Consider the following 25,806-nt stretch of genomic DNA (forward strand, 5'->3'; position numbering starts at 1 on the left):
CCGCCATGCACCACCCCGACCGCCCACTCACCGGCCCCGCCGGCGTGCTCGAACGACTCGGCCTCGGCGCCATCGCCCTGGCCGACTGTCTGTGGCTCTATCTGCGCATCCTCGGCGGTCGCGCCCGGCTCGACCTGCCGGCCTTCGCCGCCGCGCTGCGTCAGTCCGGACTCTCGGTCCTGCCGGCGCTGACCCTGGTGAGCGTCGTCCTCGGGCTGATCCTCGGGCGTCAGGGCGAGCAGCTGCTCGCCGGCTTCGCCCTGCCCGACGCGCTGCTGATCTCGCTGACCTATGCCATCGCCCTGGAGCTGCTCCCGGTGCTGATCGGCATCCTCGTCGCCGGGCGTGCCGGGGTGGCGCTGGCGGTGCGTCAGGCCGGGCTGGCGGTGAGCGGGGAGCTCGACGGACTGCTGGTCAACGGCATCGATCCGATCCGCTACACCCTCGCCCCGACGCTGCTGGCGATGCTGCTGATGAGCGCGGCCTTCGCGGTGTGGAGCCTGCTGGTCACCGGACTGACCACCTGGGCCTGGCTGTGGGCGAGCGTGGCGCTCGGCCCGGCGCGGCTGGTCGAGACCCTGGCCCACGCCATCGGCCCGACCGACCTCATCGGCGCCCTGGTCAAGCCACCGCTGTTTGCCCTGCTGGTCGCGCCGCTGGCCTGCGTCAACGGCATCGCCGCCGGGCGCGACCCGCGCGGCATCGCCCGCGCCGCCACCGCCACCATGCTCGGCGCGATCGGGCTGATCCTGGTCGCGGACCTGCTCTATCTGCTGCTGATCGGCTGAGCGCGTCATGTCCACCCCGTCACCGGCCCCCACCCCACCACCGGCGCTCGCCATCGCCGGGCTCTACCAGCACGTCGCCGGGCGCTGCGCGCTCTCCGACCTCGACCTCACCCTGCCCGCCGGCGAGTGGCTGCTGATCTGCGGCCCCAACGGCGCCGGCAAGAGCCTGCTCAGTCGGCTGGTGCTGGGACTCGACCACCCCTCGGCGGGTACAATCGCCCTGTTCGGGCAGGACCTCGCGCGGCTCGACGGCGGCGCGATGCGGCGGCTGCGCCGACGCCTCGGTGCGGTGCTCCAGGGCGGCTCGCTGCTGGCCGATCGCAGCGTGCTCGAGAACCTGCTGCTGCCGCTGCGCGAGACGCCGCTGCGCCGCGCCGAGCTGGCGCGCGCGGCGCGACTGGTGGTCACCCTGCTGCAGCTCGACGGGCTCGAACACCACCTGCCGCGCGCGCTCTCGCTGGGCCAGCGGCGGCGCGTCGAGCTCGCCCGCGCGCTCATCCACCAACCCGACCTGCTGGTCTGGGACGGGGTCGCCGACGGCCTCGACCCCAGCGCACTCGGCGAAATCCTGGAGATGCTCGACACCGTGCGACGCAACCGTGCACTGACCCTGATCGCCACCGACAACTCCCCGGCCGCGCTCATCACCCACTGCGAGCACGCGCTGGTGCTCGACCACGGTCGGGCCGTCTATGCCGGACCGAGCGCCGCGCTGCGCGAGACCGCCGCCGCGCGGATCGAGCTGCGCGCGGCGCTGCGGGGGTGGCGATGAGCGAGCGGCTCGAACGGCTCTACTCGCCGCCCGAGATCGACGCCCCGGGCAAGCGCCAGGGACGGGCGATGCGGCGCGACCTGCGCGCCGCCGGGCTGTTCGTGGTGCTGATGGCAGCGGCCTTCGTCGCCCTGCTGGTGGTGCTGTGGCCGGGGCGGCTCGGCGAGGGCTACCGTCTGGTCGCGATCTTTCCCGACGCCACCGGGCTCGCCCCCGGCATCCCGGTGATCCAGGACGGCTACCGTATCGGCCGGGTCGAGCGCGTCGAGCCGGTGTTCGCCAGCGCCGCCGAGCCCGCCCCCTGCGGCGAGCGCGCGCCGCTGCGCCCCTGCTTCCGCGCGCTGCTGCGGATCGCCGACGACTGGCCGCTGGCCGCCGACAGCCGGGCGCGGATCGGCTCGGCCGGGCTGCTCGAGGGCAGCGCGATCAAGATCGCCCCTGGCACCTCGGCCAGCCGGCTCGCGGCCGGGGCGCAACTCCCCACGCTCGCCCCCGAGCCGGACCTGATGGGCCAGCTCGGCGCGCTCACCGCCAGCCTCGACACCCTGGTCGCCGAGACCATCACCCCGGCGCTGCAGAGCATCGCCCGCCAGATCGCCACCATCGAGGCGCTGCTCGGCACCGGCGAGGCGGCCACCGGCAACCAGGCGCGGCTCGCCGGCGCGCTCGATCATCTGCGCGCGCTCACCGCCAAGCTCGACGCCGCGGTCGACGGCGAGTCGATCGCCGCCACCCTGGAGGCGGTCGAGGCGCTCACCACCAACCTCGCCGAGGTCAGCGGCACGGTGGCCGCGCAGCGCGACGCGCTCGAACGCGCGGTGGCCGACTACGGTGCGCTCGCCAACGAGGTCCGCGCCCTGGTCGCCGACAACCGCCCGGCGCTGCGCCACAGCCTCGATGATACCCAGGCGCTGCTGCAGACCATGAACAACGCGCTGCTGCCGATCCTCACCAACATCGAGGATGCCAGCCGCAACCTCTCGGCGCTCTCGCGTGCGCTGCGCGAGAACCCCGCCAGCCTGCTCCAGGGCCATCCCACCGAGGAACGCACCCCATGGTTCCGCTGACCCGCACACTGCTGCTGCTCGCGCCCCTGCTGCTCGGCGCCTGCGCCGGCGGCGAGCCGATCGAGCGCGACCGCTTCTACCGTCTCGCGCCACCGCCACCGCCCTCGACCACCACCGCCCGGCTCGACGCCAGCGTGCAGGTGCGCGACCTGGCCGCGCGCGGCTTCCTCGGCGGTCGCCAGATCCTCTATCGCACCCGCGCCGAGCCGCGCGAGGTCGGACGCTACGACAGCCTGCTGTGGGAGGAGCCGCTGCCCGGAGCGCTCGCCGACGCCCTCGCCGAGGGCTTGCGCGCGGCCGGTCCCTTCGCCCGGGTACACGCCCCGGCCGAGCGGGTCGAGGCCGACTACGTCCTCAGCGGCGAACTGATTCGCTTCGAGCACCTGCCCGAGGCCGAGCCGCCCCGGGTCGCCGCCACCCTCGGCCTGACCCTGCAGCGGGCACGCGCGAGGACGCCGCTGTGGCGCACCCGCCTGACGCTCGACGAACCGCTCGCCGAATCCACCCCGGCGGCGATGGCCGCGGCCTTCGAGCGACTCACCGCGCATCTGGTCGAGCAGGCGGTGACGGCGCTCGCGGCGCACCGACCGGGGGGGCGATGAGCGCGCCCGACCCCTTCGCCGTACTGCTGCCGGCCGCCGCCGCGACCATGCCGGTGGCCTGGGGGGCGGTGCGCATCCCGGCGCTGCCACCGGACTATGCGCCGAGCACGCGCGAGCTCACCGACCCCGACCCCGGGGTGCGCTTCGCCCGCCGCACCATCGCGCGGATCGGCGACGCCGACACCAGCGAACTGCTGCTGATCGACAAGACCGCGCCCCATGCCCGTCACGATCTGATGCTGGTCGCCCCCAGGGCCGGCGCCACCCCGGACGCGCTCGACCCGGCGAGCGCCGCACGCTTCTGGGGCTGCGCGCTGAACTTCGTGCGCTTCGTCTCCGACCCCGCGGTGATCGAGCGCTTCGGGCTCGACGGCGGACAGCTCCATCTCGCCCTCAACTGCGACCCCCACACCCGCGACCGCGAGAGCGTGCAGGCGTCCAAGCAACTCCACCTGCACCTGATCCACTGGGACGCGAGCGAGCTGGCGCCGCTCAGCGCGCCCCAGCCCACGCTCGCCACCCTCGCGCCGCACGATCGCCGCCAGGCGCTCGACCCCGCGACCCTGCCCGGCGCCCGGCTGATCGTCGAGCGGCTCGCCGCACTGCCGCTCGGCATCCCCGGCGCGCGGGTCGTGCCGGTCGACCCGGCGCGCCAGCTCGCCGGGCTCGACCCGCTCGGCTGCACCCTGCGCCTGCCCGGCTGGGAGACCCTGGCGAGCCCCGCCTTCGGAGCCCTGATCGCACGCCTCCACCGGTGTCTCGACGGGCTCGCCGGCGAGCTGCTCGACGCCCTCACCGGGCAGCGCACCCCGCCCTCGCCCTGGCGCCGCCACCGGCTGCGCCCGGTGGCGGCGCGGCGCGCGGCGCTCGAGACGCTCGACTGCTCGGCGGCGAGCCGCGCCGAGCTGGCGGCGCTGGCCGAGCGGCTGCGCGACCTCGCACCGGCGACCGCCGCGCGGCTGGCGCGCGCCACCCCGGCGCGGCGCCAGCAGCTGATGACCCTCGACCAGCCGAGCTACGCGCTCACCCTGCGCGCACCGGCACGCACCCGCACCGCCACGCCGCCGCTCGCCGCGCGCGAGATCGAGCTGGGCATCCAGCCCAAGCTCTTCTGCGGTATCGGCGGGGCCGGACTGCTCGGCATCGACGCCCTGCCCTGCGTGCGCATCGTCCGCGGCGTCGGCACCCTGAGCCCGGCGCAGTGGCGCCAGCGTCTCGCCTTCCAGCAGGACTTCGCGCGCGCCAATCGCGACCAGCTCGCGGTCGCACCGCAGACCCTCGCCCGCTTCCACGGGGCGGCCACCGGCTGGCGCTGAACCGAGCCCATGGACCTCTCCGCCTTCGCCCAGATCTGGATCCTGTTCGCGCTGGCCTCGGCCTTCTTCCACGCCTCGCGCCTGGCCGTCACCAAGCGCCTCAGCCCGAGCTTCTCGGCGCGCGCGCTGACCTTCTATGTCAACCTCGCCAGTCTCGCGGTGACCCTGCCGCTGATCCTCTGGTACCACGACTTCCCGTTGCACCAGCCGGCCTATGTGCTGGCGGTGCTGTGCGGCGGGGTGCTCTCCGGGCTCGGCGGCTGGGCGCTCAACGCCGCGCTGCACCGCAGCGAGGTGTCGCTGGTCGGACCGCTGATGACCCTCACCCCGGGGCTGGCGATCGCCATCGAGTGGCTGCTCACCGGCGCGCTACCGGCACCGCTCGGCTGGCTCGGGGTGGGGTTGCTGATCCTCGGCGGCTACACCCTGGGGATCGACGAGCGAGGCATCCGCTGGCACCGCCCGCTGCGCACCCCGGGACGACGCCTGGCGCTGCTCGCCGCCGCCTGCTTCGCCGCCGCCAGCGTGTTCGGTCGTATCGGCATCCAGCTCAGCGATCCGCTGTCGTTCGCGGTGATGGTGGCGATGGTCAATCCGCTGGTGCTGCTGGTGGTGTTCGGGCTGCAGGACCGGCGCTTCTACGCCGAGCTCACCGGCGCCACCGCGCTGCGCGAGCTCCGCCCGCTGCTGCTGCTCGGGGTGCTGTTCGCGCTGATGCGCATCGCCGACCAGATCGCCCTCAGCCTGGCGCTCGCCTCCTATGTGATGGCGGTCAAGCGCAGCGCCGGGATCTTCTCGGTGCTGCTCGGACGCTGGCTGTTCGCCGAGCCCTATCCGCGCACCCGCCTGCTCGGGGCGAGCATCATGCTGCTCGGGGTGCTGGTACTGACCCTCGGCTGAGACGCACTCAGTCGCCGCGCTGGAAGCGCATCGCCTCGCGGATCAGCGCCAGGCGGGCGCGCTCGGGGCCCCAGATACGCACCCAGGCCGGAGCGATCTCGGAGGACTCGTTCCACAACCGCCACCACACCGCGGCGTTCTCCCAGTAGGCCGCGCCCAGGCTGTTGCCGTCGGGGCTGAAGTGGGCATAGGCGACCCCGCCGAGCGCGGCGTCGAGCACCAGATAGGCGGCCAGCGGCGCGTCCTGGGCACGGCGCGGACGCCGCCACAGCCGCAGCTCGCCGTCGCGCGCGGCGGTCAGCAGCCACTGGCCGTCGGGGCTGAACTCGGCACTGTAGACCCGGTCGCGATGGCCGACGAGGGTCGCCAGCGGCGCCCCGGCGCGGCTCCACAGATAGGCGCGCCCGTCCTGCGCGGCGCTGACCAGGGCGCCGCCATCGGGGGCGAAACCGACCGCGTAGACCAGCCCGGCACCGGCATCGAGGCGACGCGGCCCGACACAACCGGCGCCGTCGAGCTCGACCAGCGCCACCCGGCCGTCCTCGCCGGCGCTGGCCAGGGCCGTGCCGTCGGGCGCGAGCGCGAGGTCGGTGACTGCCGCCCGGTGCGCCTCCAGGGTGCAGAGACGCTGCCAACGTGCCCCGGGCTCGCGACGCATCACCCGCAGGGTGCCGGCGGCATCGCCACTGGCCACCAGCAGGGCACCGTCGGCGCTCGCACCCACCGCCGCGGCGACCACGCCGTGGCCGTCGTGGGCGAAGGCGCTGGGCAACGGCAGGGCGCTGCAGTCGGCCGGATCCCACAGCCGCAGCGGCGTCTCGGGGACATCGGCAGCGGTCAACAACCAGCGCCCGTCGGGGGCAAACAACACCTGATGGACGCCACCACAGCTCGCCGCCTCGGGGTCGGCACAACGCCGATCGACCTGGGCGCGACAGCTCCCACCGCCCTCGAGGTCCCAGACCCGCGCCGCACCGTCGAACCCGGCGCTCGCCAGCCAGCGCGCACCGGGCGAGAAGCCGACCCGGCGCACCCGGACCTCCGGGGCGTGCTGCAATCGGTGCAGCAACCGTGGCGCCTGCTCGGGGTGCGCGCGATCATGGCTCCACAGCTCGACCCGCCCGTCGAAGGCGGCGGTCGCCATCAAGACCTCGTCGCCGTCGCCGGGCGCGGCCAGCGCCAGGTGCCAGACGTGGTCGTCCTGTTCGAGGCGGAACGACAGCCCGTCGGCCGGCGCCACCGACCACAGCCGCGCCGAGCCGTCGCGCGCCGAGTAGGTCAGCACCCGCGACCCGTCGGCGCTGAAGCGCGCCCCCGAGACCGGGCCGTCGTGGCTGAACACCGCCAGCTCCCGCCCGGTCCGCAGCCCCCACAGCCGTGCGGTCTTGTCGAGCGAGGCGCTGAGCACCAGCGCCTCCTCGTCCCCGGCGACGAGCTCCACCCGGTCGACGCTCAGCCCATGATGACCGAGCACCTCGGCCGCCCCGTTCGTCAGCGTCCAGCGCACCACCTGACCGGCGTCGTCGACCGCCACCAGGAACCGATCATCGGGGGAGAAGACGAGGTCGCGCACCGCGCTCTCGTGTACCCGCAGGGTGCGTCCATCACGCTCCAGGGCGCCGAGGGTGGTCTGCAGCCGACCATCGAGCCCATAGAGACGCACCCGCTCGTCGGCCGAAGCGACCGCCACCCGCTCGCCGGCATGATCGAAGCGGGCGCGGTTGGCGGGGCGATCGAGCGCACCGCCGCGCGGCAGCCGCGCCCGCTCGGCACCGCTGGCGGCATCGAGCAACAGCGCCCGGCCATCGCGCGAGGCGCTCACCAGCAGCGCGCCGTCGGGGGAGAAGTCGAGGCTGCGGATCTCGGCCTGGTGCAGGACCCGCTGCCAGCGCACCCGCCCGGGCGCGGCGAGATCGACCATGCACACCGCCACGCCCGCGTCGACGACCCGGGTGAGCGCCAGCCCACGCCCGTCCGGGGCGAGTTCGAGCACCTCGCCGGGCGCACCGGCGCAGCGCCAGTCCGGCGCGCCCGGCGCCTCCAGCGGCAGGCGCCAGACGCCCTCGGCGCCGATCCCGAAGACCTCGACCGCATCCCCCCCGCCGGTCACCCGCAGCGCATCGAGCGCCGCACCCGGCGGGGCGAGCGTCCCGGCAGCGACGAAACGCCCGTCGCGCAGCCGCCACAGCCGCGCGCCGTCGGCACGCGAGAGGGTCGCCAGCCAGGCGCCGTCGTCGCTGAAGGCCGGGGGCAGCGGTCGCTCGGGATCGGCTCCCGGGGACTCGGCAAGCGCCAGCAGATGGTTGCGGGTGAAGGCGTCAGCCAGGGTATCGGTGGCCGCCGCCGGCAGATACGGGGCAGCGCCGATCGCCAGCTCTACCGCCTCCGGGGTGTTGCCCTGGTCGATCGCCGCCGCGGCCTCCTTGAGCCGGCTGTACTGGAGGTTGAGGGTGGCCTGACGCGAGGCGTCCCAGGCCCAGTAAGCGGCCGCGCTGGCCGCCAGCAGCAGCCCGAGCAGCGCCACCCCGGTCAGCCGCACCCAGCGGTTGCGCCGACGTTGCGCCAGCAGATGGGCGCGCGAGTGCGCCAGATAGGCGCGTTCGAGCGCTTCGAGCTCGTCCTCGTGGACGGCGACGAATGCGGCGAGCGCGGCGTGTCCGGTCTCACCGAGCAGATACTCGCGATTGCAGTCGGTACGCCGCCACAGCCACGCCTGACGTGAGAGTCGATAGCGCAGCCGCAGCGCCCGGGCATGCTCGGGCATGCCCGCCCAGTCGCGCAGCACCGGCCAGCAGCGCGCCAGCGCCGGATGGACCAATCGCGCCACCGCGCGCCCTTCGGCCCAGGGGGGGCGCTCCAGAGACGGTTCGGCCGGCGGCCTCTCCTCGTCGACGGGACGCGTCTCGCGCCAGCCACCGACCCGCACCAGCCATTCCTCGCGGCTCTGCGCCAGCAGTCGGCGCAACGCTGCCGCCAGACCGAACGCCGGCGGCGGCACGACCGCCGTCCCCCCACCCTCGGGGTCGCGCTCGATCACCACCAGCCGCGCCGCGACCAGGGACTCGAGCAGCGCCATTGCCTGGGGGTGGGCGGCCAGGGTGGCGAGATCGCCATCACGCGCGCCGGGCAGACGCTGCTCACCGCTCTCCAGCACCAGCAGGGCACGGCAGAGCACCGGCAGGGCCGCGCGCGCGCGCTCATCGAGCTGCGCCCAGAGCCGGTCGGCGCGCGCGCGCAGCAGTCCATCGAGGCCGCCCAGGGCGTGATAGTCGCTCACCAGCAGTCGTCGCGTGCCACGCCGCCCCGCGGCCTGATGCAGCTCCTCGAGTACCAGCTCGAGCAACGGCGGCCAGTGGTGCACCGCGGCGAGGTCGGCCTCCAGCCGTTCGACCAGACCACGCTCGCCGACGGCGCTCTCCTCGACGTGCTCGATCCCGGCGACCCGCGCCGGGATCTCGACCAACTGGCGGATCCGCGCCGGGGCGATCGGCGCCAACGGATACCAGGCCTCCTCATCGACCAGGGCAGCAAGCTCAGACCGATCGGTGAGCCCGGCGAGGGCGTCGTCGCGCAGGGTGGCGATCACCCAGATCCGCTCCGAGCGGGCGAGCGCGGCGAGCGCGCGGGCGCAGGCCTCGGCCTCGGCCGTCCGCGCCGCGACATGCGCCAGCAGAGGGTCGAGCGGATCGCAGAGCAGCGCCAGGCGCCACTCGCCCCCCTCGACGCCCTGCAGCCGATCGAGCGCGGCGCCGACCTGGCCGGCGCCGAGTTCGGGGTCACGCGCCAGCAGCCGCGCCAGCGCCGCGGCGTCGAGCCCGCCCCCGGCGAGCGCGTCGCCGAGCACCGCGGGCGCGCAGAGAGCGGCGGCCAGCGCCTGCAGCGGGCGCGTGCCGGCAAGATCCGGGGCGCACCAGCGACAGCCGCCGACCCCGACGAAGAGGAAGGGGCGCAGCAGCCGGGGCAGCAACCCGGCCTGAAGCAGCGAGCTCTTGCCCACCCCGCTGGCACCGCTGATCAGCAGCAGGCCACGGCCGCGCGCGCGCAGCCGCTCGAGCCGTGCGACCAGCTCGCGCACCTCGCTCTCGCGCCCGGTGAACACCGGCTCGTCGGCGAGCGCAAAAGCGTGCTCGGGGCGAAACGGCGAGCCGCGCCAGTCGGCGGCGCCGACGCTCGCTCGACGCTCGGCGCTGATGCGACGGTTGAGCAGCTTGCGCAGCTGGCTCTCGACCAGCTCGCGCAGCGCGCGTGCATCCTCGAATTGGCGGAAGGCGCGCTTGAAGCTGCCGTCGGGGTTGAAGAAATGGCGCTGGAAGAAGGCCTCGAGCCGCTGGCGCTCATCCACCGCCTCGCGGGTGCGCGCGGCGTCGTTGACGTCGATCAGACAGGGCGCCTGCTTGCGATAGACCAGCACCTCGGGGGAGCCGGCCCGCGCCGAGGCCTCGACCGCGTCGACGAACTCCCACTCGGTCCCGGTCATGCCGCCATAGGGTTCCTCGGCGAGCGGGGTGCCGAGCCGGGTCCACAGCATCACCAGCACGATCTCGCACTCGGCCGGGCGCACCAGCCCGGCCTGGAAGCTCTGCGCCGCGGTCAGCGCCTCCTCCTCCCAGAGCACCGCCGAGAGGTCGAAGTAGGGGCGATACTCGCGCGCCAGGGCGAGGATCAGATCGCGCACCAGCGCCCGCTCGTGCTCGAGATCGGAGGGCGAGGAGACGAACACCCGCAGGCGCGGGGTGGCTGCGGCGGGGCGCTCTGTGGGGTGGTTTGAGAGGTCGGTCTCGGTCATGAAGGGGGCACGAGGGCAGCGCAATGGATCGCCCCTCAACTATAACGCGCAGGGCACCGGCAGCCGCCCACACAAGGCCGAGGTGACGGGTTACAATGGTTCTCAGCAATGTCTCCCGGAGACGCGCCGGGCCGGATCTGGACCCGTACGCGGCCCGGGCGACGCCGAACCGACGGGGCGCGATCGTGGAGCATGCGCCCCGAACTGCGCGGAGGAACGCGTCATGTTCCACCCAGAAAGCGCCGAAACCGATCGTTTCGAGCAAGTCATCGTCCAGTCGATCCGACGTATCCTCGCCGCTGCCGGTCCCGAGGAGTTTCTCGCCTGGGCGCAGGCGCGGATCCCCGACCTGCTCGGCCTCTCGGTCGGTCCCCTCGACGACGACGAACACCGCCGACTCGCCGGGCTGCTGGGGATGGCGATCTGGAACGCCGCACCGACGCCGGCCAATGGCTTCCGGCCCAGCCCGCTGACCGATCTCGCCGACGATGCCCCCTGCCCCTGCGGCTCGGGACAACGTTATCGCGACTGCTGCGCCACGCTCGAGGAGCTGCCCGAACTCTCCACCGAGCTGATCTGGGAGTTCCTCCTCGACGAGCTCTCGGACGGCGAGCTGCGCGAGGCCCTGCGCCTCGATGCGGTGCCCGGACCGCTGCTGGCCCGGGTCGCCGACCGCTGGCTCGAGGAGGACTATCCGCGCCGTGTCGTCAATCTGCTCGAACCCCTGTTCGCCGGCTCGCTCGACGCGCTCGACGCGCGCTACGAACCGGCGCTCGACCTGCTCTGTGACGCCTATGACCGGCTCGATCACTGGCGCAAGAAGCGCGCCTTCCTCGAACGGCTGAGCACTGGCGACAACCGCGTGCTGAGCGCCGCGGCCTGGCAGCGACGCAGCGCCATGGCGATCGACGAGGGCGACTTCGAGCAGGCCACCGCGGCCTTCACCGAGGCGCTGCGCAACGGCCCCGACTCGCCCGGCACCGCACTGCTCGAGATCACCCTGCTCGCCGCCCAGCACCGCGATCGACTGGCGCGCGAGCGCGCGCGTTTCTGGCTGCACCGCTTCCGCCGACAGGGCGACGTCGAACCGAGCTTCCTCGACTTCCTCGCCCAGGCCATCGAAGACCCGCAGACGGCACTGGTCGACACCCACGCCGACTCGATCGACCCCGACCTGGTGGACCTGCACGACTGGATGGCGGTGGCAACCGCACGCCCGCTGCCACGGCTCGACGCGGTCCCGGTACGCGACCACCCTCCAGAGGTCGCGAGCGGCCAACTCGCGCTGTTCGAGGGCGCGCCAACCGATCACGCGCCCACCGAAGCGGGTGGCGAGCCGGTCTGGAGCAGCCCGGCACAACTGCGCGCCCCGGTCGCGGTGCGCCGTATCGAGAGCCGCTGGCGCGCCCGCTTCCCCAGCGACAAGCCGGTCTCGATCCAGCTCGCGCCCCATGACGCCCACGCGATCTGGGAAGACACCGCATGGCTCGACCACCTGCTCGGCCACCCCGAGCTGGCCGACAGCCTGGAGGTGCTCGACGATCTCGCCACCGCGCTCTACGCCCATCCCGAGAGCGCACTGCCGTGGATGGCGCACGCCCTGCTGCGTCCCCTGCTCGAACGCGCCTGGTCGATGATCACCACGGCGGTGCCAGCCGACGGGCATCACCACCTGCCGTGGTCGATCACCGCCAATCGCCCAGCGCTGCGACTGCTCTTCCGACGCTATCTCTATCTCAGCGCCGAGGACGAGCAGGAGGCCGCGATCGCCACCCTCGAGGCATTGCTGCGACTCAATCCCCAGGACAACCACGGGGTGCGCGCCGAGCTGATGAACCACTATCTGCGCGCAGGGCTCGACGAGCGCGCGCTGGCGCTCGCCGCGCGCTTCCCCGACGACCTGCTGGCCGATCTCGCCTATGGTGAGGTACTCGCACTCTATCGACTCGGTCGCCAGGAGCGCGCCCGGCAGGCGCTGGGACGGGCGATGCACCGACTGCCGCGCATCCCCCACTACCTCACCCGCAAGCGCATCAAGCGCCCGCAGCTCGACCCGCACGGGATCACCCCCGGCGGCGAGGATCAGGCCTGGCTCTATCGCGAGGCGATGCGCGATGTCTGGGCCGCCGAACCCGGTATCCTCGCCTGGCTGAAGCGGCTCACCGCCTGACCCGGATTCCCGCGTCCAACCACAGGAACCGTATCGATGGAAGCACGCTATCGCATCGTATTCACCGGTGAACTCGCCCCTGGCAAGAAGGTCCAGACGGTGGTCCCCGAACTCGCCGCCAAGTTCCGCATGCGCAAGGAGCAGGCCCGCGAGATCCTCCTCGGCGGCGCCGAGCAGACACTCAAGCACGACCTGCCCGAACACAAGGCCGAGCGCTATCGCGAGGCGCTCGAGGCGATCGGGCTGATGGTGCGCATCGAGCGCCAGGACACGCCGCAGGAGGCCCCGGAGACCGCCGTCCCGGCGCGCGACGAGCGCCCGTCGATGAGCGGCGCCACACGCTGTCCCAAGTGCGGCGCGCTGGAGGTCTCGCCGGTGACCGGGGTCTGCCAGGCCTGCGGGGTGGTCGCCGAGCGCTACCAGGCCAACCAGACGCGCACCGAGACCGCCGACCCCTATGCCCCGCCCCAGGCCGACCTCACCCCGCCGCCGCGCGCCGACGCCGGCGACGACCAGCTCCAGGATCCGGTCGCCGTCGGCGCCGGACGCGGCTGGGGCTGGGTGGCCGACGGCTGGTCGCTGTTCCGCGCCCAGCCGCTGCCCTGGATCGGCGCGCTGGTGTTGTTCTATCTGATCCTGATCGTCGCCAACCTGGTGCCGGTGGTCGGCAGCCTCGCCAGCACCGTGCTCGGCCCGATGTTCACCGGCGGGCTGATGCTCGGCGCCCATGCGCAATATCGCGGCGAGCGCTTCAGCGTCGCCCATCTGTTCGCCGGCTTCAGCACTCGACCCGGCCCCCTGGCGCTGATCGGGGTGCTCTATCTCGTCCTGACCATCGCCATCGTCGCGGTGATCATGCTGCTGATGGTCGGGCTCGGACTCGGCGCCGCCGCCTTCACCCCGATGACCGGCGCACCATTCGACCCGGCCGCGGTCGATCCGATGGCGACCATGGCCCCCGGGGTGGTGCTGGGGATGGTCGCGGTGGTCGCGCTGCTGATCATCCCGCTGGTGATGGCGACCCTGTTCGCACCGGCGCTGGTGGCGATCGAGGGCGTGGCGGTGCTGCGCGCCTTCAAGCTGAGCTTCACCGGCTGTCTGCGCAACCTCCTGCCCTTCCTGGTCTATGGCCTGGTGGCCTTCGGGCTGCTGATCCTCGGCTCGATCCCGCTGATGCTCGGCCTGCTGGTGGTGATCCCGCTGCTGGTCATCGCCATCTACCAGGCCTATCGCGACATCTACTACGGCTAGCGATCGCGGCGGCGGCCCTTGCCGCCGCCGCGCCCGACGGCGGGGCGACGCCCCGTCGGCCGCTCCCCGTCTCCCTGCCCGGTCTTGTGCCGACCAGCTGTCCCGACGTTCCTCTTGACCGACCCGCGTCCGGCCTTGCGCTGGGGTGCGGCGGCGGGACGTTGAGCCGGGCGCGCCACACTGCCATCGGGACGCCGCCGCCCCTCGGGGGCGCCGCCGGTACCGGCGGGCTGGAAGCTCGGCACCAGGTGGCGCTTGCCGTTGCCGATGAGATCGGCGCGGCCCATCTCCTTGAGCGCGCGGCGCAGCAGCGGCCAGTTCTCCGGGTCGTGATAGCGCAACAGCGCCTTGTGCAACCGACGCTGACGCTGACCGCGCGGCACCACCACCCGCTCGGCGTCGCGATGGACCCGTTTGAGCGGGTTGAGACCGGTGTGGTACATGGTCGAGGCCGGCGACAGCGGGGTCGGCAGGAAGGCCTGCACCTGATCGACGCGCAGCCCGTGACGCTTGAGCCAGAGCGCGAGGTTGACCATGTCGAGGTCGGTGGTACCGGGGTGGGCGGCGATGAAATAGGGGATCAGGTACTGCTCCTTGCCGGCCTCGCGCGAGTAGCGCTCGAACAGCTCGCTGAAGCGGTCGAAGATCTCGATCCCGGGCTTCATCATCATCGCCAGCGGCCCGGCCTCGGTGTGCTCGGGGGCGATCTTGAGATAGCCGCCGACATGATGGGTGACCAGCTCGCGGATATAGGCCGGGGAGCGCAACGCGAGGTCGTAGCGCAGCCCCGAGGCGATGCGGATGCGCTTGATCCCGGAGACCGAGCGCGCCTTGCGATAGAGCTCGATCAGCGGCGCGTGGTCGGCGTCGAGGTTGCGACAGATCTGCGGATAGATGCACGAGAGCCGTCGGCAGGCGGCCTGCGCCCGAGGGTTCTTGCAGGCCATCCGCCACATGTTGGCGCTGGGACCGCCGAGGTCCGAGATCGACCCCTTGAACCCCGGCGTGCGGTCGCGGATCTCCTCGACCTCGCGCAGCACCGAGGCCTCCGATCGACTCTGCACGATGCGCCCCTCGTGCTCGGTGATCGAGCAGAAACTGCAGCCGCCGAAGCAGCCACGCATCATGTTCACCGAGCAGCTGATCATCTCCCAGGCCGGCAGCCGCGCTGCGCCATAGCTCGAGTGCGGACGACGCGCGAAGGGCAGCTCGAAGAGGCGATCGAGTTCGGCGGTGCTCAGCGGGATCGGCGGCGGATTGAGCCAGACGTCGCGCGCGCCGTGCGCCTGCACCAGGGCGCGGGCGTTGCCCGGGTTGGTCTCGAGGTGGAACACCCGCGAGGCATGGGCGTAGAGCACCGGGTCGTCGCGGACCTGCTCGAACGAGGGCAACCGGATCACGGTATGGGCGCGCTCGGCGCGCGCCGGCACCGGCGGGCGCGGCGGCGGGGTCTCGGGACAGGGCGGCTGCTCGGCATAGGGGTTGATGTGCGGATCGACCCGCCCGGGACGGTCGAGCACGCTGGCGTCGAGTTCGCTCCAGCCGGCAAGCGCCCCCTTGGTCATGAAGGCGGTGCCGCGCAGGTCGCGGATGGTCTCGACCGGCTCGCCGGCGGCGAGCCGGTGGGCGAGTTCGACCAGCGCCCGCTCGGCGTTGCCGAACAGCAGCAGATCGGCCTTGGAGTCGGCGAGGACGCTGCGCCGCACCGTCTCCGACCAGTAGTCGTAGTGGGCGATACGGCGCAGGCTCGCCTCGATCCCACCGAGCACCACCGGCACGCCCTTGAAGGCCTCGCGCGCGCGCTGGGCGTAGACCACGGCGGCACGGTCCGGACGCCGTCCGGGTACGGCGTCAGGGGTGTAGGCGTCATCCGAGCGCAACCGGCGCTCGGCGGTGTAGTGATTGACCATCGAGTCCATGTTGCCGCCGGTGACGCCGAAGAACAGGTTCGGTCGTCCCAGCCGGCGGAAATCCTCCGCCGTGGTCCAGTCGGGCTGGGCGATGATGCCGACGCGAAAGCCCTGCGACTCGAGCACCCGGCCGATGATGGCCATGCCGAAGGAGGGGTGATCGACATAGGCGTCGCCACAGACGATGACGACGTCGCAGCTGTCCCAGCCGAGCAGGTCCATCTCGGCGCGGCTCATCGGCAGCTCCGGGGCGGTACCGAACTTGTGGGCCCAGTAGCGGCGGTAGGAGAAGATATCTTGGGGGGTGTTCATCAACGACTGGCGGCATGACTCAGGGCAATCGTTCATTTTATAACCTCGCAGCGAACGGCACCGAGCCCATGGTCATCGTCCGGTCATCACGGGCTGGACCGTCGGCAACCGATCGCTGACAATCTGTGGTTTCGGGCCACCGATCCGACACGCCCCAAAGGTGCGCGCTCATTGGCCGGCTCACGCGGAAAACGTGATCGACACCCTGAAAATCATCGTTTTCCCCTGGAAAGCCGCGACGTGTCGCACCATGTCGATCGTTTCGCGGGACGACAAGCCATCAACCTCCGGTAGTCGAACACACCACCACCGCGGCCACCCGCGCGGAACCAGCCAGGGCTCTCGGCCATGGTCCACGCCCCGCGCACCGGCCACACGATGATGACGGGACACGACCGACCCAGGGCGCACGCCGCCCGGTGATGGCGACACACCTCGACACGGGCGTAACAGGAGAGAAGACGAAGTGGATCTGGCGACCTTACTGGGCATGATCGGTGCCAGCGGCGTCATCATCGGCGCAATCGCGCTCGGTGGCGACATCACGCTCTTCATCAACGTGCCCTCGCTGTTGATCGTCATCGGCGGTACCGCCTTTGCGGTGATGTTCCGCGCCACCATGAGCCAGTTCATCGGCAGCTTCAAGGTCGCCATGGGGGCCTTCTTCAGCAAGAACGTGCCGCCGCAGACCCTGATCGAGGAGGCCGTCGAGCTGGCCAATGTCGCGCGCAAGGAGGGCATCCTCGCGCTCGAGGGGCGCGAGATCTCCCATCCCTTCCTCGAGACCGGCATCAGCATGTGCATCGACGGCCACCCGCCGGAGGTGGTGCAGAAGGTGCTCAGCAAGGACATCAACCTCACCATCCAACGCCAGGAAGCCGGTTACAGCGTGTTCAAGGCCACCGGCGACGTCGCCCCGGCAATGGGCATGATCGGCACCCTGATCGGACTGGTGCAGATGCTCGCCAACATGGACGACCCCAAGGCGATCGGCCCGGCGATGGCCGTCGCCCTGCTCACCACCCTCTACGGTGCGGTGATCGCCAATGCCTTTGCCATCCCCATCGCCGAGAAGCTCAAGCTGCGCAGCATCGAGGAGAAGCTCAACAAATCACTGATCCTGGAGTCGATCTCGGGAATCCAGGAGGGCGTCAACCCGCGCGTGCTGGAGCAGATGCTGATGACCTATCTGCCCGAGAATCAGCGCCAGAGCGCCGGCAAGGACGGCTGATGCCGTCCGCACAACAGCAAGCGGAGGTAGCGGGCGATGGCCGAGGAATGTGAATGCGAAGAGGTCGAGTGCGAGGCCGGCGCGCCGGCCTGGATGTCGACCTTCGCCGACCTGATGTCGCTGCTGATGGTCTTTTTCGTGCTGTTGCTGTCCTTCTCCGAGATGGATGTCCTCAAGTACAAGCAGATCGCCGGCTCGATGAAGATGGCCTTCGGCGTGCAGCGCATGGTCGAGGCCGACGACATCCCCAAGGGCACCAGCATCATCGCCCAGGAGTTTTCTCCGGCGCAGCCTCAGCCGACGGTGGTCAACGAGGTGCGACAACAGACCGCCGATGACCTCAAGTCGGAACTGCGCATCATCGACCCCGCGATCATCGACGCCCAGAAGAAGGCCGAGGAGGTCGAGAAGGCGCTCGAACTGGAGATCAAGAAAGGGCTGCTGGAGGTCACTACCATCGACGACCAGGTGGTGGTGCGCATCCGCGAGAAGGGTTCCTTCCCCTCGGCCTCGGCGCAGGTCAGCGCCGAGTTCCTCGCCGTGCTGCAGAAGATCGCCAAGGCGCTGAGCAAGGTCGAGGGCAAGATCCTGGTCGCCGGACACACCGACGACATCCCGATCCAGACCCGCGAGTTCGCCTCCAACTGGGTGCTCTCGGCGGCGCGCGCCGCAGCCGTGGCCCATGCCGTGACCCAGAACGGCTGGATCGACCCGCAGCGCGTGGAGATCCGCGCACATGCCGACAACCACCCGCTCGAATCCAATGACACCGCCGAGGGACGCGCCACCAACCGGCGCGTGGAGATCATCGTGCTCGGCGACCGCAGCACCGAACTGCTGCTCGAGAACGCCCTGCAGGCGATCGGGAGCGAGGAAACCATCCCACAATGACCATGCATGAACGAGGTGATCGCGAACAGCACGAGCAGGATCGGCGCCGCTTCTTCCGCATCGACGACACCGTCGGCCTGCGCCTGAGCCCGATCCCGCCCGCCGCCGAGGCGCAAGCACTCACCGATTTCACCGAGCGCAGCAGCGATGTCGGCCTGCTCAACGAGCTGCACGCCATCCGTGACCAGGCGCTGCCCCAGCGGCGCAAGCTCGAATACAAGTTCCCCACCGTTGCCGCCTACATCAAGGTGGTCGAGCGTCAGATCGAGATGCTCACCATCGCCTTCGAGTCGCGCCAGCACGGCGGCGAACTCGAACCGCGTGAGGTCAACCTCAGCGCCCAGGGGATGTGTCTCGCGCTCGACCCGCCACCGGCGCCGGGCAGCCTGCTCGAGATCGAGTTGCAGCTGCTCCCGGAGGGCAACCGCATCCTCACCCTGGGACGGGTGCTCGAACGCGACGAGGGCCCCAGCGCGATCGAGTTCGAGCAGCTGCGCGATGCCGACCGCGAGGCGATCGTGCGTCACATCCATGCCCTGCAGCTGCGCCGACTGCGCCAGGAGAACGGGCTCGACTGAGCCGCGCCGCGCCGGGTCGATGACCGACCCGGCGTCATGCCCTCAGGAGCGCGGCGCGGCGCGTCGGTTCATCCGCCCGCGCACCAGCACGAAGAACAGCGGCACGAACAGCACCCCGAGCAGGGTGCTGGCGACCACGCCGCCGAGCACGCCGGTGCCGATCGCGTGCTGGCTGCCCGAGCCGGCGCCACTGCTCAGCGCCAGCGGCAGCACGCCGAAGCCGAACGCCAGCGAGGTCATCACGATCGGACGGATACGCATCCGCGCCGCCTCGATCGCCGCCTCGATCGCACTCTTGCCCTGCTCCTGCAGGGTGCGGGCGAACTCGACGATGAGGATGGCGTTCTTCGCCGCCAGACCGATGGTGGCGAGCAACCCGACCTGGAAGTAGATATCGCTCGGCAAGCCGCGCCCGGTGGCGGCGAGCACCGCGCCGAGCACCCCGAGCGGCACCGCCAGCATCACCGCGAAGGGCACCGACCAGCTCTCGTAGAGCGCGGCCAGGGCGAGGAACACCACCAGCGCCGAGAGCGCGTAGAGCGCCGGGGCCTGGGCGCCGGCGGCGCGCTCCTCGAAGGAGATCCCGGTCCACTCCATGCCGATGCCCGGCGGCAGCTTGTCGACCAGCGACTCGACCACCGCCATCGCCTCGCCCGAACTGACCCCAGGGGCGGCCTGACCCAGCACCTCGGCCGAGGCCAGGCCGTTGTAGCGCTCCAGGCGCGGCGAGCCATAGGTCCACTCGCCCGCGGCGAATGCCGAGAAGGGCACCATCTCGCCGTGCTCGTTGCGCACGTACCAGGCATCGAGGTCCTCGGGCTGCATGCGGAAGCCGGCATCGGCCTGCATGTAGACCTTCTTCACCCGCCCGGCGTGGACGAAGTCGTCGATATAGGCGCTGCCCCAGGCACTCGACAGGGTGTCGTTGATATCGGCCAGCGACAGCCCGAGCGCCCCGGCCTTGGTGCGATCGACCTCGATCTGGTACTGCGCCTCATCCATCCGACCGTTGGGCCGCACCCCCACCAGCGCGGGGTGCTCGGCGGCCATCGCCAGCAGCTGGCCGCGCGCGGCCATCAGCGCCTCGTGGCCGAGTTCGCCCTGGTCCTGCAGTTGCAGATCCCAGCCGGTGGCGTTACCGAGCTCGATCACCGGCGGCGGCGCGAAGGCGAACACCTGGGCGTCGCGGACCCGCGCGAAGCGCTGCATCGCCCGCCCCGCCAACGCCTTGACCTGCTGATCCGGGCGCGACCGCAGCTCCCAGTCCTTCAGCTGGACGAAGCCGATGGCCATGTTCTGCCCCTGACCGGCGAAGCTGAAGCCGGCGACGGTGATCAGCTGCTCGACCGTCTCCTGCTCATCCTCGAGGAAGTAGTGCTCGACCTCGCGGACCACCTCCAGGGTGCGCTCCTGGCTCGCCCCCGAGGGCAGCACCACCTGCACCACCAGGATGCCCTGATCCTCGTCGGGCAGGAAGGCGGTGGGCATGCGCATGTAGAGCATGGCGAGCACGCCGACCAGCGCCAGATAGAGCCCGAGAAACACCCAGCGTCGGCGGACGATGCCGCCGACGCTGCGGGTATAGCCGCCGACGCTGCGCTCGAAGTTGCGGTTGAACCAACCGAAGAAACCGCGATCCGGGGCGTGATCGGTGCGCTTGAGCAGGGTCGCGGTGAGCGCCGGGCTGAGGGTCAGGGCGACCACCACCGACAGCAGCATGGCCGAGACGATGGTGACCGAGAACTGCCGATAGATCACCCCGGTCGAGCCGCCGAAGAAGGCCATCGGCACGAACACCGCCGAGAGCACCAGGGCGATGCCGATCAGCGCGCTGGTGATCTGGTCCATCGAACGCCGGGTCGCCTCGCGCGGCTCCAGCCCCTCCTCATGCATCACCCGCTCGACGTTCTCCACCACCACGATGGCGTCGTCGACCAGAAGCCCGATGGCCAGCACCATGGCGAACAGGGTCAGGGTGTTGATCGAGTAGCCGAAGGCGGCGAGCACGCCGAAGGTGCCGAGCAGCACCACCGGCACCGCAATCGCCGGGATCAGGGTGGCGCGCAGGTTCTGCAGGAACAGATACATCACCACGAACACCAGCAGCACCGCCTCGAGCAGGGTCTTGATCACCTCGTGGATGGAGATGCGCACGAAGGGCGTGGTGTCGTAGGGGAAGACCGCCTCAACCCCTTCGGGGAAGAAGGCCGCGAGCTCGTCGAGCTTGTGCCTGATCGCGTCGGCCGTCTCCAGCGCGTTGGCGCCGGTGGCCAGACGGATGCCCAGCCCCGAGGCCGGCTGACCGTTGTGGTGCGCGATCTTGCCGTAGGTCTCACCGGCGAGCTCGATGCGGGCGACGTCGCGCAGATGGACGGTGGCGCCATCGCTGGTGGTGCGCAACCGGATGGCGCCGAACGCCTCCGGGGTGCTCAGCCGGTCCTGGACGTTGATGGTGGCGGTGATGCGCTGCCCCGGCAGCGCCGGCTGCGCGCCGAGCTCGCCGGCCGAGATCTGCGCGTTCTCGGCGCGCACCGCAGCGGCCACGTCGGCGGGGGTCAGGCCGTACTGGTTGAGCCGATTGGGGTCGAGCCAGAGGCGCATCGCGTACTGCGAGCCGAAGGCGGTGACCTCGCCCACGCCCTTGACCCGACTGATCGGGTCCTTGATGCGGCTGGCGACGAAGTCGCCGAGATCGGTGCGATCGAGCCGGCCATCACGCGAGACGAAGGCCACCACCATGAGGAAGTTGCGCACCGACTTGGCGACTTGGATGCCCTGCTGCTGCACCCTCTGCGGGAGCATCGGCAACGCCAGCTGCAGCTTGTTCTGCACCTGCATCTGGGCGATATCGGGGTCGATGTCGTTGTCGAAGGTCAGGGTGATCGCGGCGATGCCGGTCGACTCGCTGGTCGCCGACATGTAGCGCAGACCATCGAGCCCGTTCATCTGCTGCTCGATGACCTGGGTGACCGAGTCCTCCAGGGTGCGCGCCGAGGCCCCCGGATAGGTCGCGGTGATGGTGATCGCCGGCGGGGCGATGTTGGGATACTGCGACACCGGCAGCCCCAGGATCGAGAGCACGCCGGCGAGCATGATGACGATGGCGATGACCCAGGCGAACACCGGGCGATCGATGAAGAAACGGGCCATGACGGGCGACCTCTGCTCCAGGATGGACGAATGCGCGAATGCAAGGGCTGACGGCGCCGGGACCGACGCCGTCAGCGGACGGAACGGGGCTTAGTCGCCCGCCGGCGCGGGCGAGTCGATCTCGACGGCGCGCACCTCGGCGCCCGCACGCGCCTTCTGCACGCCCTCGACGATCACCCGATCGCCGTCCTCCAGCCCGGCATCGATCAGCCACTGCCCGTCGATCGCGCGATCGACGGTCAGGGTGCGCTTGACGACCTGCCCGGCGGCATCGACCACCAGCGCCGTCGGCAATCCGCGCCGATCGTGTCGTACCCCCTGCTGGGGCACCAGGATCGCCTGCTCGCGCACCCCCTCCTCGACCAGGGCGCGCACGAACATCCCCGGCAACAACAGATGATCGGGGTTGGGGAAGGTTGCGCGCATGGTCACCGCGCCGGTGCCCGGATCCACCGTCACCTCGGAGAAGGCGAGACGGCCGGCCAGCGGGTACTCCGAGCCATCCTCGAGGATCAACCGCACCCGCGGCTGTTCGCCCTCAGGGCGCGACAGCCGACCATCGTCGAGCGCCTGGCGCAATCTCAGCAGCTGGGCGCTCGACTGAGTGATGTCGACATAGATCGGGTCGAGCTGACGCACCGTGACCAGCGCCAGCGACTGGTTGGCGGTGACCAGGGCGCCCTGGGTCACCACCGAACGACCGACCCGGCCATCGATCGGCGAGGTCACCCGGGTATAGGCGAGGTTGATACGGGCGGTGGCGAGCGCCGCCTCGTCGACCGCGACGGTGGCGATCGCCTCCTTGAGCGCGGCCTGGGCGTCGTCGTGATCCTCCTGGCTGACGGCATCGGCGGTCAGCAGGTCGGCATAACGCGCGGCCTTGAGCCGGGCGCGCTCGAGCGAGGCACGCGAGCGCGCGAGCGCCGCCTCGGCGCTGTCGTAGGCGGCCTGATAGAGCGCGGCGTCGAGCTGGTAGAGCACCTGCCCGGCGGTAACGTCACCGCCCTCCTCGAACAGCCGCGCCTCGATGATGCCGCCGACCTGCGGGCGCACCTCGGCGATGCGATAGGGACTGGTGCGTCCCGGCAGCTCGGTGACCAGGGTGGTGGGACGCGCCGCGATCGTCACCACGCCGACCTCGGGGGGGGCGCCACTGGCGCCGGGTGTCCCACCCGGGGCACCGGCGGGACCGCACCCGGTCAGCGACAGGGCGAGTGCGAAGGGGTACAGGAGCACCGGAGCCAGACGGCGACCGTCGAGTGTCATGACAACCTCGGGAGGAAGTGGATTGAACGTTCATTCTAGAATGAGCGTTCAATCTAGTCAGCCGTCCGGCCGACGTCAAGCGTAGAATGCGCCGAGACATTCCCGACACCAGCCGACCGATAGAGGGGAGGAGAGGACGATGCCGCAACCAACGGCGACACCCGAGCCACGCTGCGAGGCCAGACGCAGACAGATCCTCGCGGCCGCCGCCGTCTGCTTCGCCCGCGAAGGCTTCCACGGCGCCAGCATCGCCAAGATCTCCAGGGCCGCGGAGATGAGCCCTGGGCACATCTATCACTTCTTCGAGAACAAGGAGGCGATCATCGCCGCGCTGGTCGAGCACAAGCTCGAACAGTCATTGAGCATGGTGCAGCAGTTCGAGCGCGCCGAGGACGTGCATCAGGCGATGCAGGAGCGCGTCGACACCGGCGTCAACGAGCGCACCGACCTCGACCATGCCGCGCTGGAGCTGGAGATCCTCGCCGAGGCCGCGCGCAACCCGCGGGTCGCGGCGATCGTACAGGCGGCCGATGCGGCCAAGCGCGAGCGGCTCTGTCGGCTGCTGGCAAGCGCCCGGGGGACGCCGCGCGGCGACGAGGCGGCGGCCACCGAGATCATCATGGCGCTGTTCGACGGGCTGGCCTCGCGTGCGATCAGCAACCCCACACTCGATCGCGCCGCCCTGCTCGCCCCGCTGCAGGCGGCGCTGCGCGTGCTCAGCTGAGCGTCACCAGGGGTTGATCCGCCGCTCCGCGCCGCGCCATGCCGGATCGGGCGAGCGCGGGCGATACTCCCGCACCACCAGAGCACGTCCGCCGAGACAGCGTCCGTGCAACCGCGCGATCAGTGCCTCACCCTCGACGCGCGAGGCGGTCCGGGCGACGAAGAAGTGATAGCGACGCCGTCCACGGTCCTCGCCGACATGGCGCCGGAAATCGGCGCGCAGCCCGACCTCGCCGATGCAGCCATGCAGCTCCTGCAGGGTCGCGCGCCCCGGCAGGTTGCCGATGAACACCTCCATCCACCCTCCCCGCCCGGCGTCGTGCGCGGGCTCAGGTCTTGAATCGGGTTGCCTCCGCCTGCAGCTCCTCGGCCAGCCGCTCGAGCTGCTGACCGGCGTGCTCCAGCTCGGTCATGTTCTCGCTGGACCTGTGGTTGGCATCGCTGATCGCCACCACGCCCTGGTTGATCTCGTTGGCCACCGCGGTCTGCTCCTCGGCGGCGGTGGCGATGCGATTCATCATCTCCGAGATCCCGTCGACTGCGCCGGTGATCGCCTCGAGCGACTCGCCGGCGCGCCCGACCCGTTCGACCGACAGTGCCGCCGCCTCCTGACTCTGCCCCATCTCCTGCGCGGCCTGCTGCGAGCTCTGCTGCAGTCGCGCCACCATCGCCTCGATCTCGCGCGCCGAGGACTGGGTGCGACTGGCGAGGGTGCGCACCTCGTCGGCGACCACCGCGAAGCCGCGCCCGGCCTCGCCGGCACGCGCCGCCTCGATCGCGGCGTTGAGCGCGAGCAGATTGGTCTGCTCGGTGATGCTCTGGATGACGTCGAGCACCTTGCCGATGTCCTGGGCGTCGTTCTCGAGCGAGTGCAGCACCCCGGCGGCGGTCTCGATGCGCGCGGCCAGACCGGTGATCGCCTCCACCGTCTCGTGCGCCTGGGTACGCCCCTGATCGGAGAGCGACTTGGCCCCCTGCGCCGAGTCGGCGGCGCTGGCGGTGTTGCGCGCGACCTCCTCGGCCGAGGCGGTCATCTCCTGCATCGCGGTGGCCACGTGCTCGGACTCGACATTCTGCTGCGCCGCCCCCTCGCGGGCCTCGACCAGACTGCCCGACATCTGGGTGGCGGCCGACGAGAGACTGATCGCCGACCCGCCGAGACGCTCGACCAGCTCGCGGAAGTGCTCGAGCATCTGCGCGAAGGCATGGGCGATCTGACCGATCTCGTTGTCGGTGCGCAGATCGATGGCGACCGAGAGATCGGAGTGCTCGGCGATATGCACCATGGTCGCGCGCAGCTGGCCGAGCTGGCTGGTGATCGAGCGATAGGTGACCCAGCCGAGCACCACCAGCACCAGGGTGGTCAGCACCGCCAGACCGATGAACAGCAGTCGCGAGTTGGCATAAAGCGTATTGGCGCGCTCTCGCTCCTCGCCGGCGACCGCGAGCTGCAGCTCGACGAGTTCGGTGATCTTGGCGCTGATCGGGTCGATCTGCTCGTAGAGCGGGCCGTCGAAGGCATCGAGCCGGCCGGCGACCACGCCGCGCATCCCGCCCAGCTCACGCTCGAGCGCGCCGATGGCGCGATCGGCCACGGTGAACAGCGACCTCGCCTCGGCCACCAGCCGCTGCTCCTCCTCGGTCAGCTCGGTCTGCAGATAGGCCGTCCAGTTGCCCTCGATCTCGGCGCGCGCCTCGCGGATGCTGGCGAGCGCCTGCTCGGCGGTGAAACGCCCGGCATTGGCCTTGTTGACGGCGTCGATGACGAACACCGCATAGTCGTCGGCGATGTCCTTGAGCCCCTGCAGGGGAACCACCCGATCCTGGTAGATACGGTCGATCCCGCCATTGACGCGCTGCAGCAAGGTCGTCGCCCCCCAGGTCAAGACCACCATGGCAACGATGGGAATCAGCGCCAGGACCGCGAGCTTGGTGCTCACCTTCGCGTTGTCGATCAGTTTCATGAGATGAGAAAGGCTTCCAGCTAGACAGGCCCCGAGCGGGAACGGCTGGGGCGACTCCCGCGCACCAGTCAGCATCCAGCTGGACCAGATGACAACGACCACGACGGTCGGTGACCTTTCCGTCGCGTC

The 25,806-nt window shown here is 71.1% G+C and carries 18 protein-coding genes; 12 read left to right on the top strand and 6 right to left on the bottom strand.

The features are described from left to right. Positions 1 to 5: 5 nt before the first annotated feature. The 6 genes from EBL84_RS13625 to EBL84_RS13650 are packed head-to-tail and all read left to right on the top strand — an operon-like array spanning position 6 to position 5,445. Positions 6 to 788 carry an ABC transporter permease gene (locus tag EBL84_RS13625; protein ID WP_123141317.1) on the top strand — a complete coding sequence of 261 codons (783 nt, stop codon included), beginning with the start codon at positions 6 to 8 and terminating at the stop codon, positions 786 to 788. Between the two features lie 7 nt (positions 789 to 795). Beyond that, entirely contained in the window at positions 796 to 1,560 is a 765-nt protein-coding gene (locus tag EBL84_RS13630) for a cell division ATP-binding protein FtsE (RefSeq protein WP_123141318.1), read from the top strand. Then, positions 1,557 to 2,627 carry an MlaD family protein gene (locus tag EBL84_RS13635; RefSeq protein ID WP_123141319.1) on the top strand — a complete coding sequence of 357 codons (1,071 nt, stop codon included), beginning with the start codon at positions 1,557 to 1,559 and terminating at the stop codon, positions 2,625 to 2,627. Before EBL84_RS13630 ends, EBL84_RS13635 begins: the two co-directional genes overlap by 4 nt. Next, positions 2,615 to 3,229 (top strand): ABC-type transport auxiliary lipoprotein family protein, encoded by a 615-nt coding sequence (locus tag EBL84_RS13640; protein WP_123141320.1) that lies wholly within the window; start codon positions 2,615 to 2,617, stop codon positions 3,227 to 3,229. The genes EBL84_RS13635 and EBL84_RS13640 overlap by 13 nt, the downstream gene beginning before the upstream one ends. Further along, positions 3,226 to 4,545, top strand: coding sequence for a hypothetical protein (locus EBL84_RS13645; RefSeq protein ID WP_123141321.1), 1,320 nt, complete (start codon positions 3,226 to 3,228; stop codon positions 4,543 to 4,545). Before EBL84_RS13640 ends, EBL84_RS13645 begins: the two co-directional genes overlap by 4 nt. A 9-nt stretch (positions 4,546 to 4,554) precedes the next feature. Next, positions 4,555 to 5,445, top strand: coding sequence for an EamA family transporter (locus tag EBL84_RS13650; protein WP_123141322.1), 891 nt, complete (start codon positions 4,555 to 4,557; stop codon positions 5,443 to 5,445). A 7-nt stretch (positions 5,446 to 5,452) separates the two neighbouring features. Here EBL84_RS13650 and EBL84_RS13655 read toward each other — a convergent pair whose 3' ends face one another. Continuing rightward, positions 5,453 to 10,231, bottom strand: a complete 4,779-nt coding sequence (locus EBL84_RS13655; RefSeq protein WP_123141323.1) for an AAA family ATPase — start codon at positions 10,229 to 10,231, stop codon at positions 5,453 to 5,455. A 223-nt stretch (positions 10,232 to 10,454) separates the two neighbouring features. On the opposite strand from EBL84_RS13655, the gene EBL84_RS13660 reads away from it, so the two are divergent. Continuing rightward, positions 10,455 to 12,401 (top strand): SEC-C metal-binding domain-containing protein, encoded by a 1,947-nt coding sequence (locus EBL84_RS13660; RefSeq protein WP_123141324.1) that lies wholly within the window; start codon positions 10,455 to 10,457, stop codon positions 12,399 to 12,401. A gap of 36 nt (positions 12,402 to 12,437) precedes the next feature. Next, entirely contained in the window at positions 12,438 to 13,652 is a 1,215-nt protein-coding gene (locus tag EBL84_RS13665) for a BPSS1780 family membrane protein (protein ID WP_123141325.1), read from the top strand. Here the strand turns inward: EBL84_RS13665 and EBL84_RS13670 are convergent. Further along, positions 13,649 to 15,910 (bottom strand): YgiQ family radical SAM protein, encoded by a 2,262-nt coding sequence (locus tag EBL84_RS13670; RefSeq protein ID WP_369957980.1) that lies wholly within the window; start codon positions 15,908 to 15,910, stop codon positions 13,649 to 13,651. The genes EBL84_RS13665 and EBL84_RS13670 overlap by 4 nt on opposite strands. A 430-nt stretch (positions 15,911 to 16,340) precedes the next feature. Here EBL84_RS13670 and pomA point away from each other — a divergent pair, with 430 nt between their 5' ends. From pomA to EBL84_RS13685, 3 genes are read left to right on the top strand one after another with little or no spacing between them, the layout of a single operon-like run. Next, positions 16,341 to 17,105 (top strand): flagellar motor protein PomA, encoded by a 765-nt coding sequence (gene pomA / locus EBL84_RS13675; RefSeq protein WP_123141327.1) that lies wholly within the window; start codon positions 16,341 to 16,343, stop codon positions 17,103 to 17,105. A gap of 36 nt (positions 17,106 to 17,141) precedes the next feature. After that, positions 17,142 to 17,996, top strand: coding sequence for a type VI secretion system protein TssL, long form (gene tssL, locus EBL84_RS13680; protein WP_123141328.1), 855 nt, complete (start codon positions 17,142 to 17,144; stop codon positions 17,994 to 17,996). Next, positions 17,993 to 18,574 carry a PilZ domain-containing protein gene (locus EBL84_RS13685; RefSeq protein ID WP_223806144.1) on the top strand — a complete coding sequence of 194 codons (582 nt, stop codon included), beginning with the start codon at positions 17,993 to 17,995 and terminating at the stop codon, positions 18,572 to 18,574. The genes tssL and EBL84_RS13685 overlap by 4 nt, the downstream gene beginning before the upstream one ends. Before the next feature lie 42 nt (positions 18,575 to 18,616). Here EBL84_RS13685 and EBL84_RS13690 read toward each other — a convergent pair whose 3' ends face one another. Both EBL84_RS13690 and EBL84_RS13695 read right to left on the bottom strand, forming a co-directional pair. Then, on the bottom strand, positions 18,617 to 21,724 hold the full coding sequence (locus EBL84_RS13690; protein ID WP_123141329.1) for an efflux RND transporter permease subunit: 3,108 nt from the start codon (positions 21,722 to 21,724) through the stop codon (positions 18,617 to 18,619). Between the two features lie 90 nt (positions 21,725 to 21,814). Then, positions 21,815 to 22,990 carry an efflux RND transporter periplasmic adaptor subunit gene (locus EBL84_RS13695; protein ID WP_123141330.1) on the bottom strand — a complete coding sequence of 392 codons (1,176 nt, stop codon included), beginning with the start codon at positions 22,988 to 22,990 and terminating at the stop codon, positions 21,815 to 21,817. A 139-nt stretch (positions 22,991 to 23,129) separates the two neighbouring features. Here EBL84_RS13695 and EBL84_RS13700 point away from each other — a divergent pair, with 139 nt between their 5' ends. Continuing rightward, on the top strand, positions 23,130 to 23,714 hold the full coding sequence (locus tag EBL84_RS13700) for a TetR/AcrR family transcriptional regulator (RefSeq protein ID WP_062272996.1): 585 nt from the start codon (positions 23,130 to 23,132) through the stop codon (positions 23,712 to 23,714). A gap of 3 nt (positions 23,715 to 23,717) precedes the next feature. On the opposite strand, the gene EBL84_RS13705 is transcribed toward EBL84_RS13700, so the two are convergent. Continuing rightward, positions 23,718 to 24,011 carry a hypothetical protein gene (locus EBL84_RS13705; RefSeq protein WP_123141331.1) on the bottom strand — a complete coding sequence of 98 codons (294 nt, stop codon included), beginning with the start codon at positions 24,009 to 24,011 and terminating at the stop codon, positions 23,718 to 23,720. 31 nt (positions 24,012 to 24,042) lie between these two features. Next, positions 24,043 to 25,677 (bottom strand): methyl-accepting chemotaxis protein, encoded by a 1,635-nt coding sequence (locus EBL84_RS13710; RefSeq protein WP_123141332.1) that lies wholly within the window; start codon positions 25,675 to 25,677, stop codon positions 24,043 to 24,045. Positions 25,678 to 25,806 lie beyond the last annotated feature (129 nt).

Source organism: Marichromatium sp. AB31, assembly GCF_003718685.1.
Taxonomy (GTDB): domain Bacteria; phylum Pseudomonadota; class Gammaproteobacteria; order Chromatiales; family Chromatiaceae; genus Marichromatium; species Marichromatium gracile.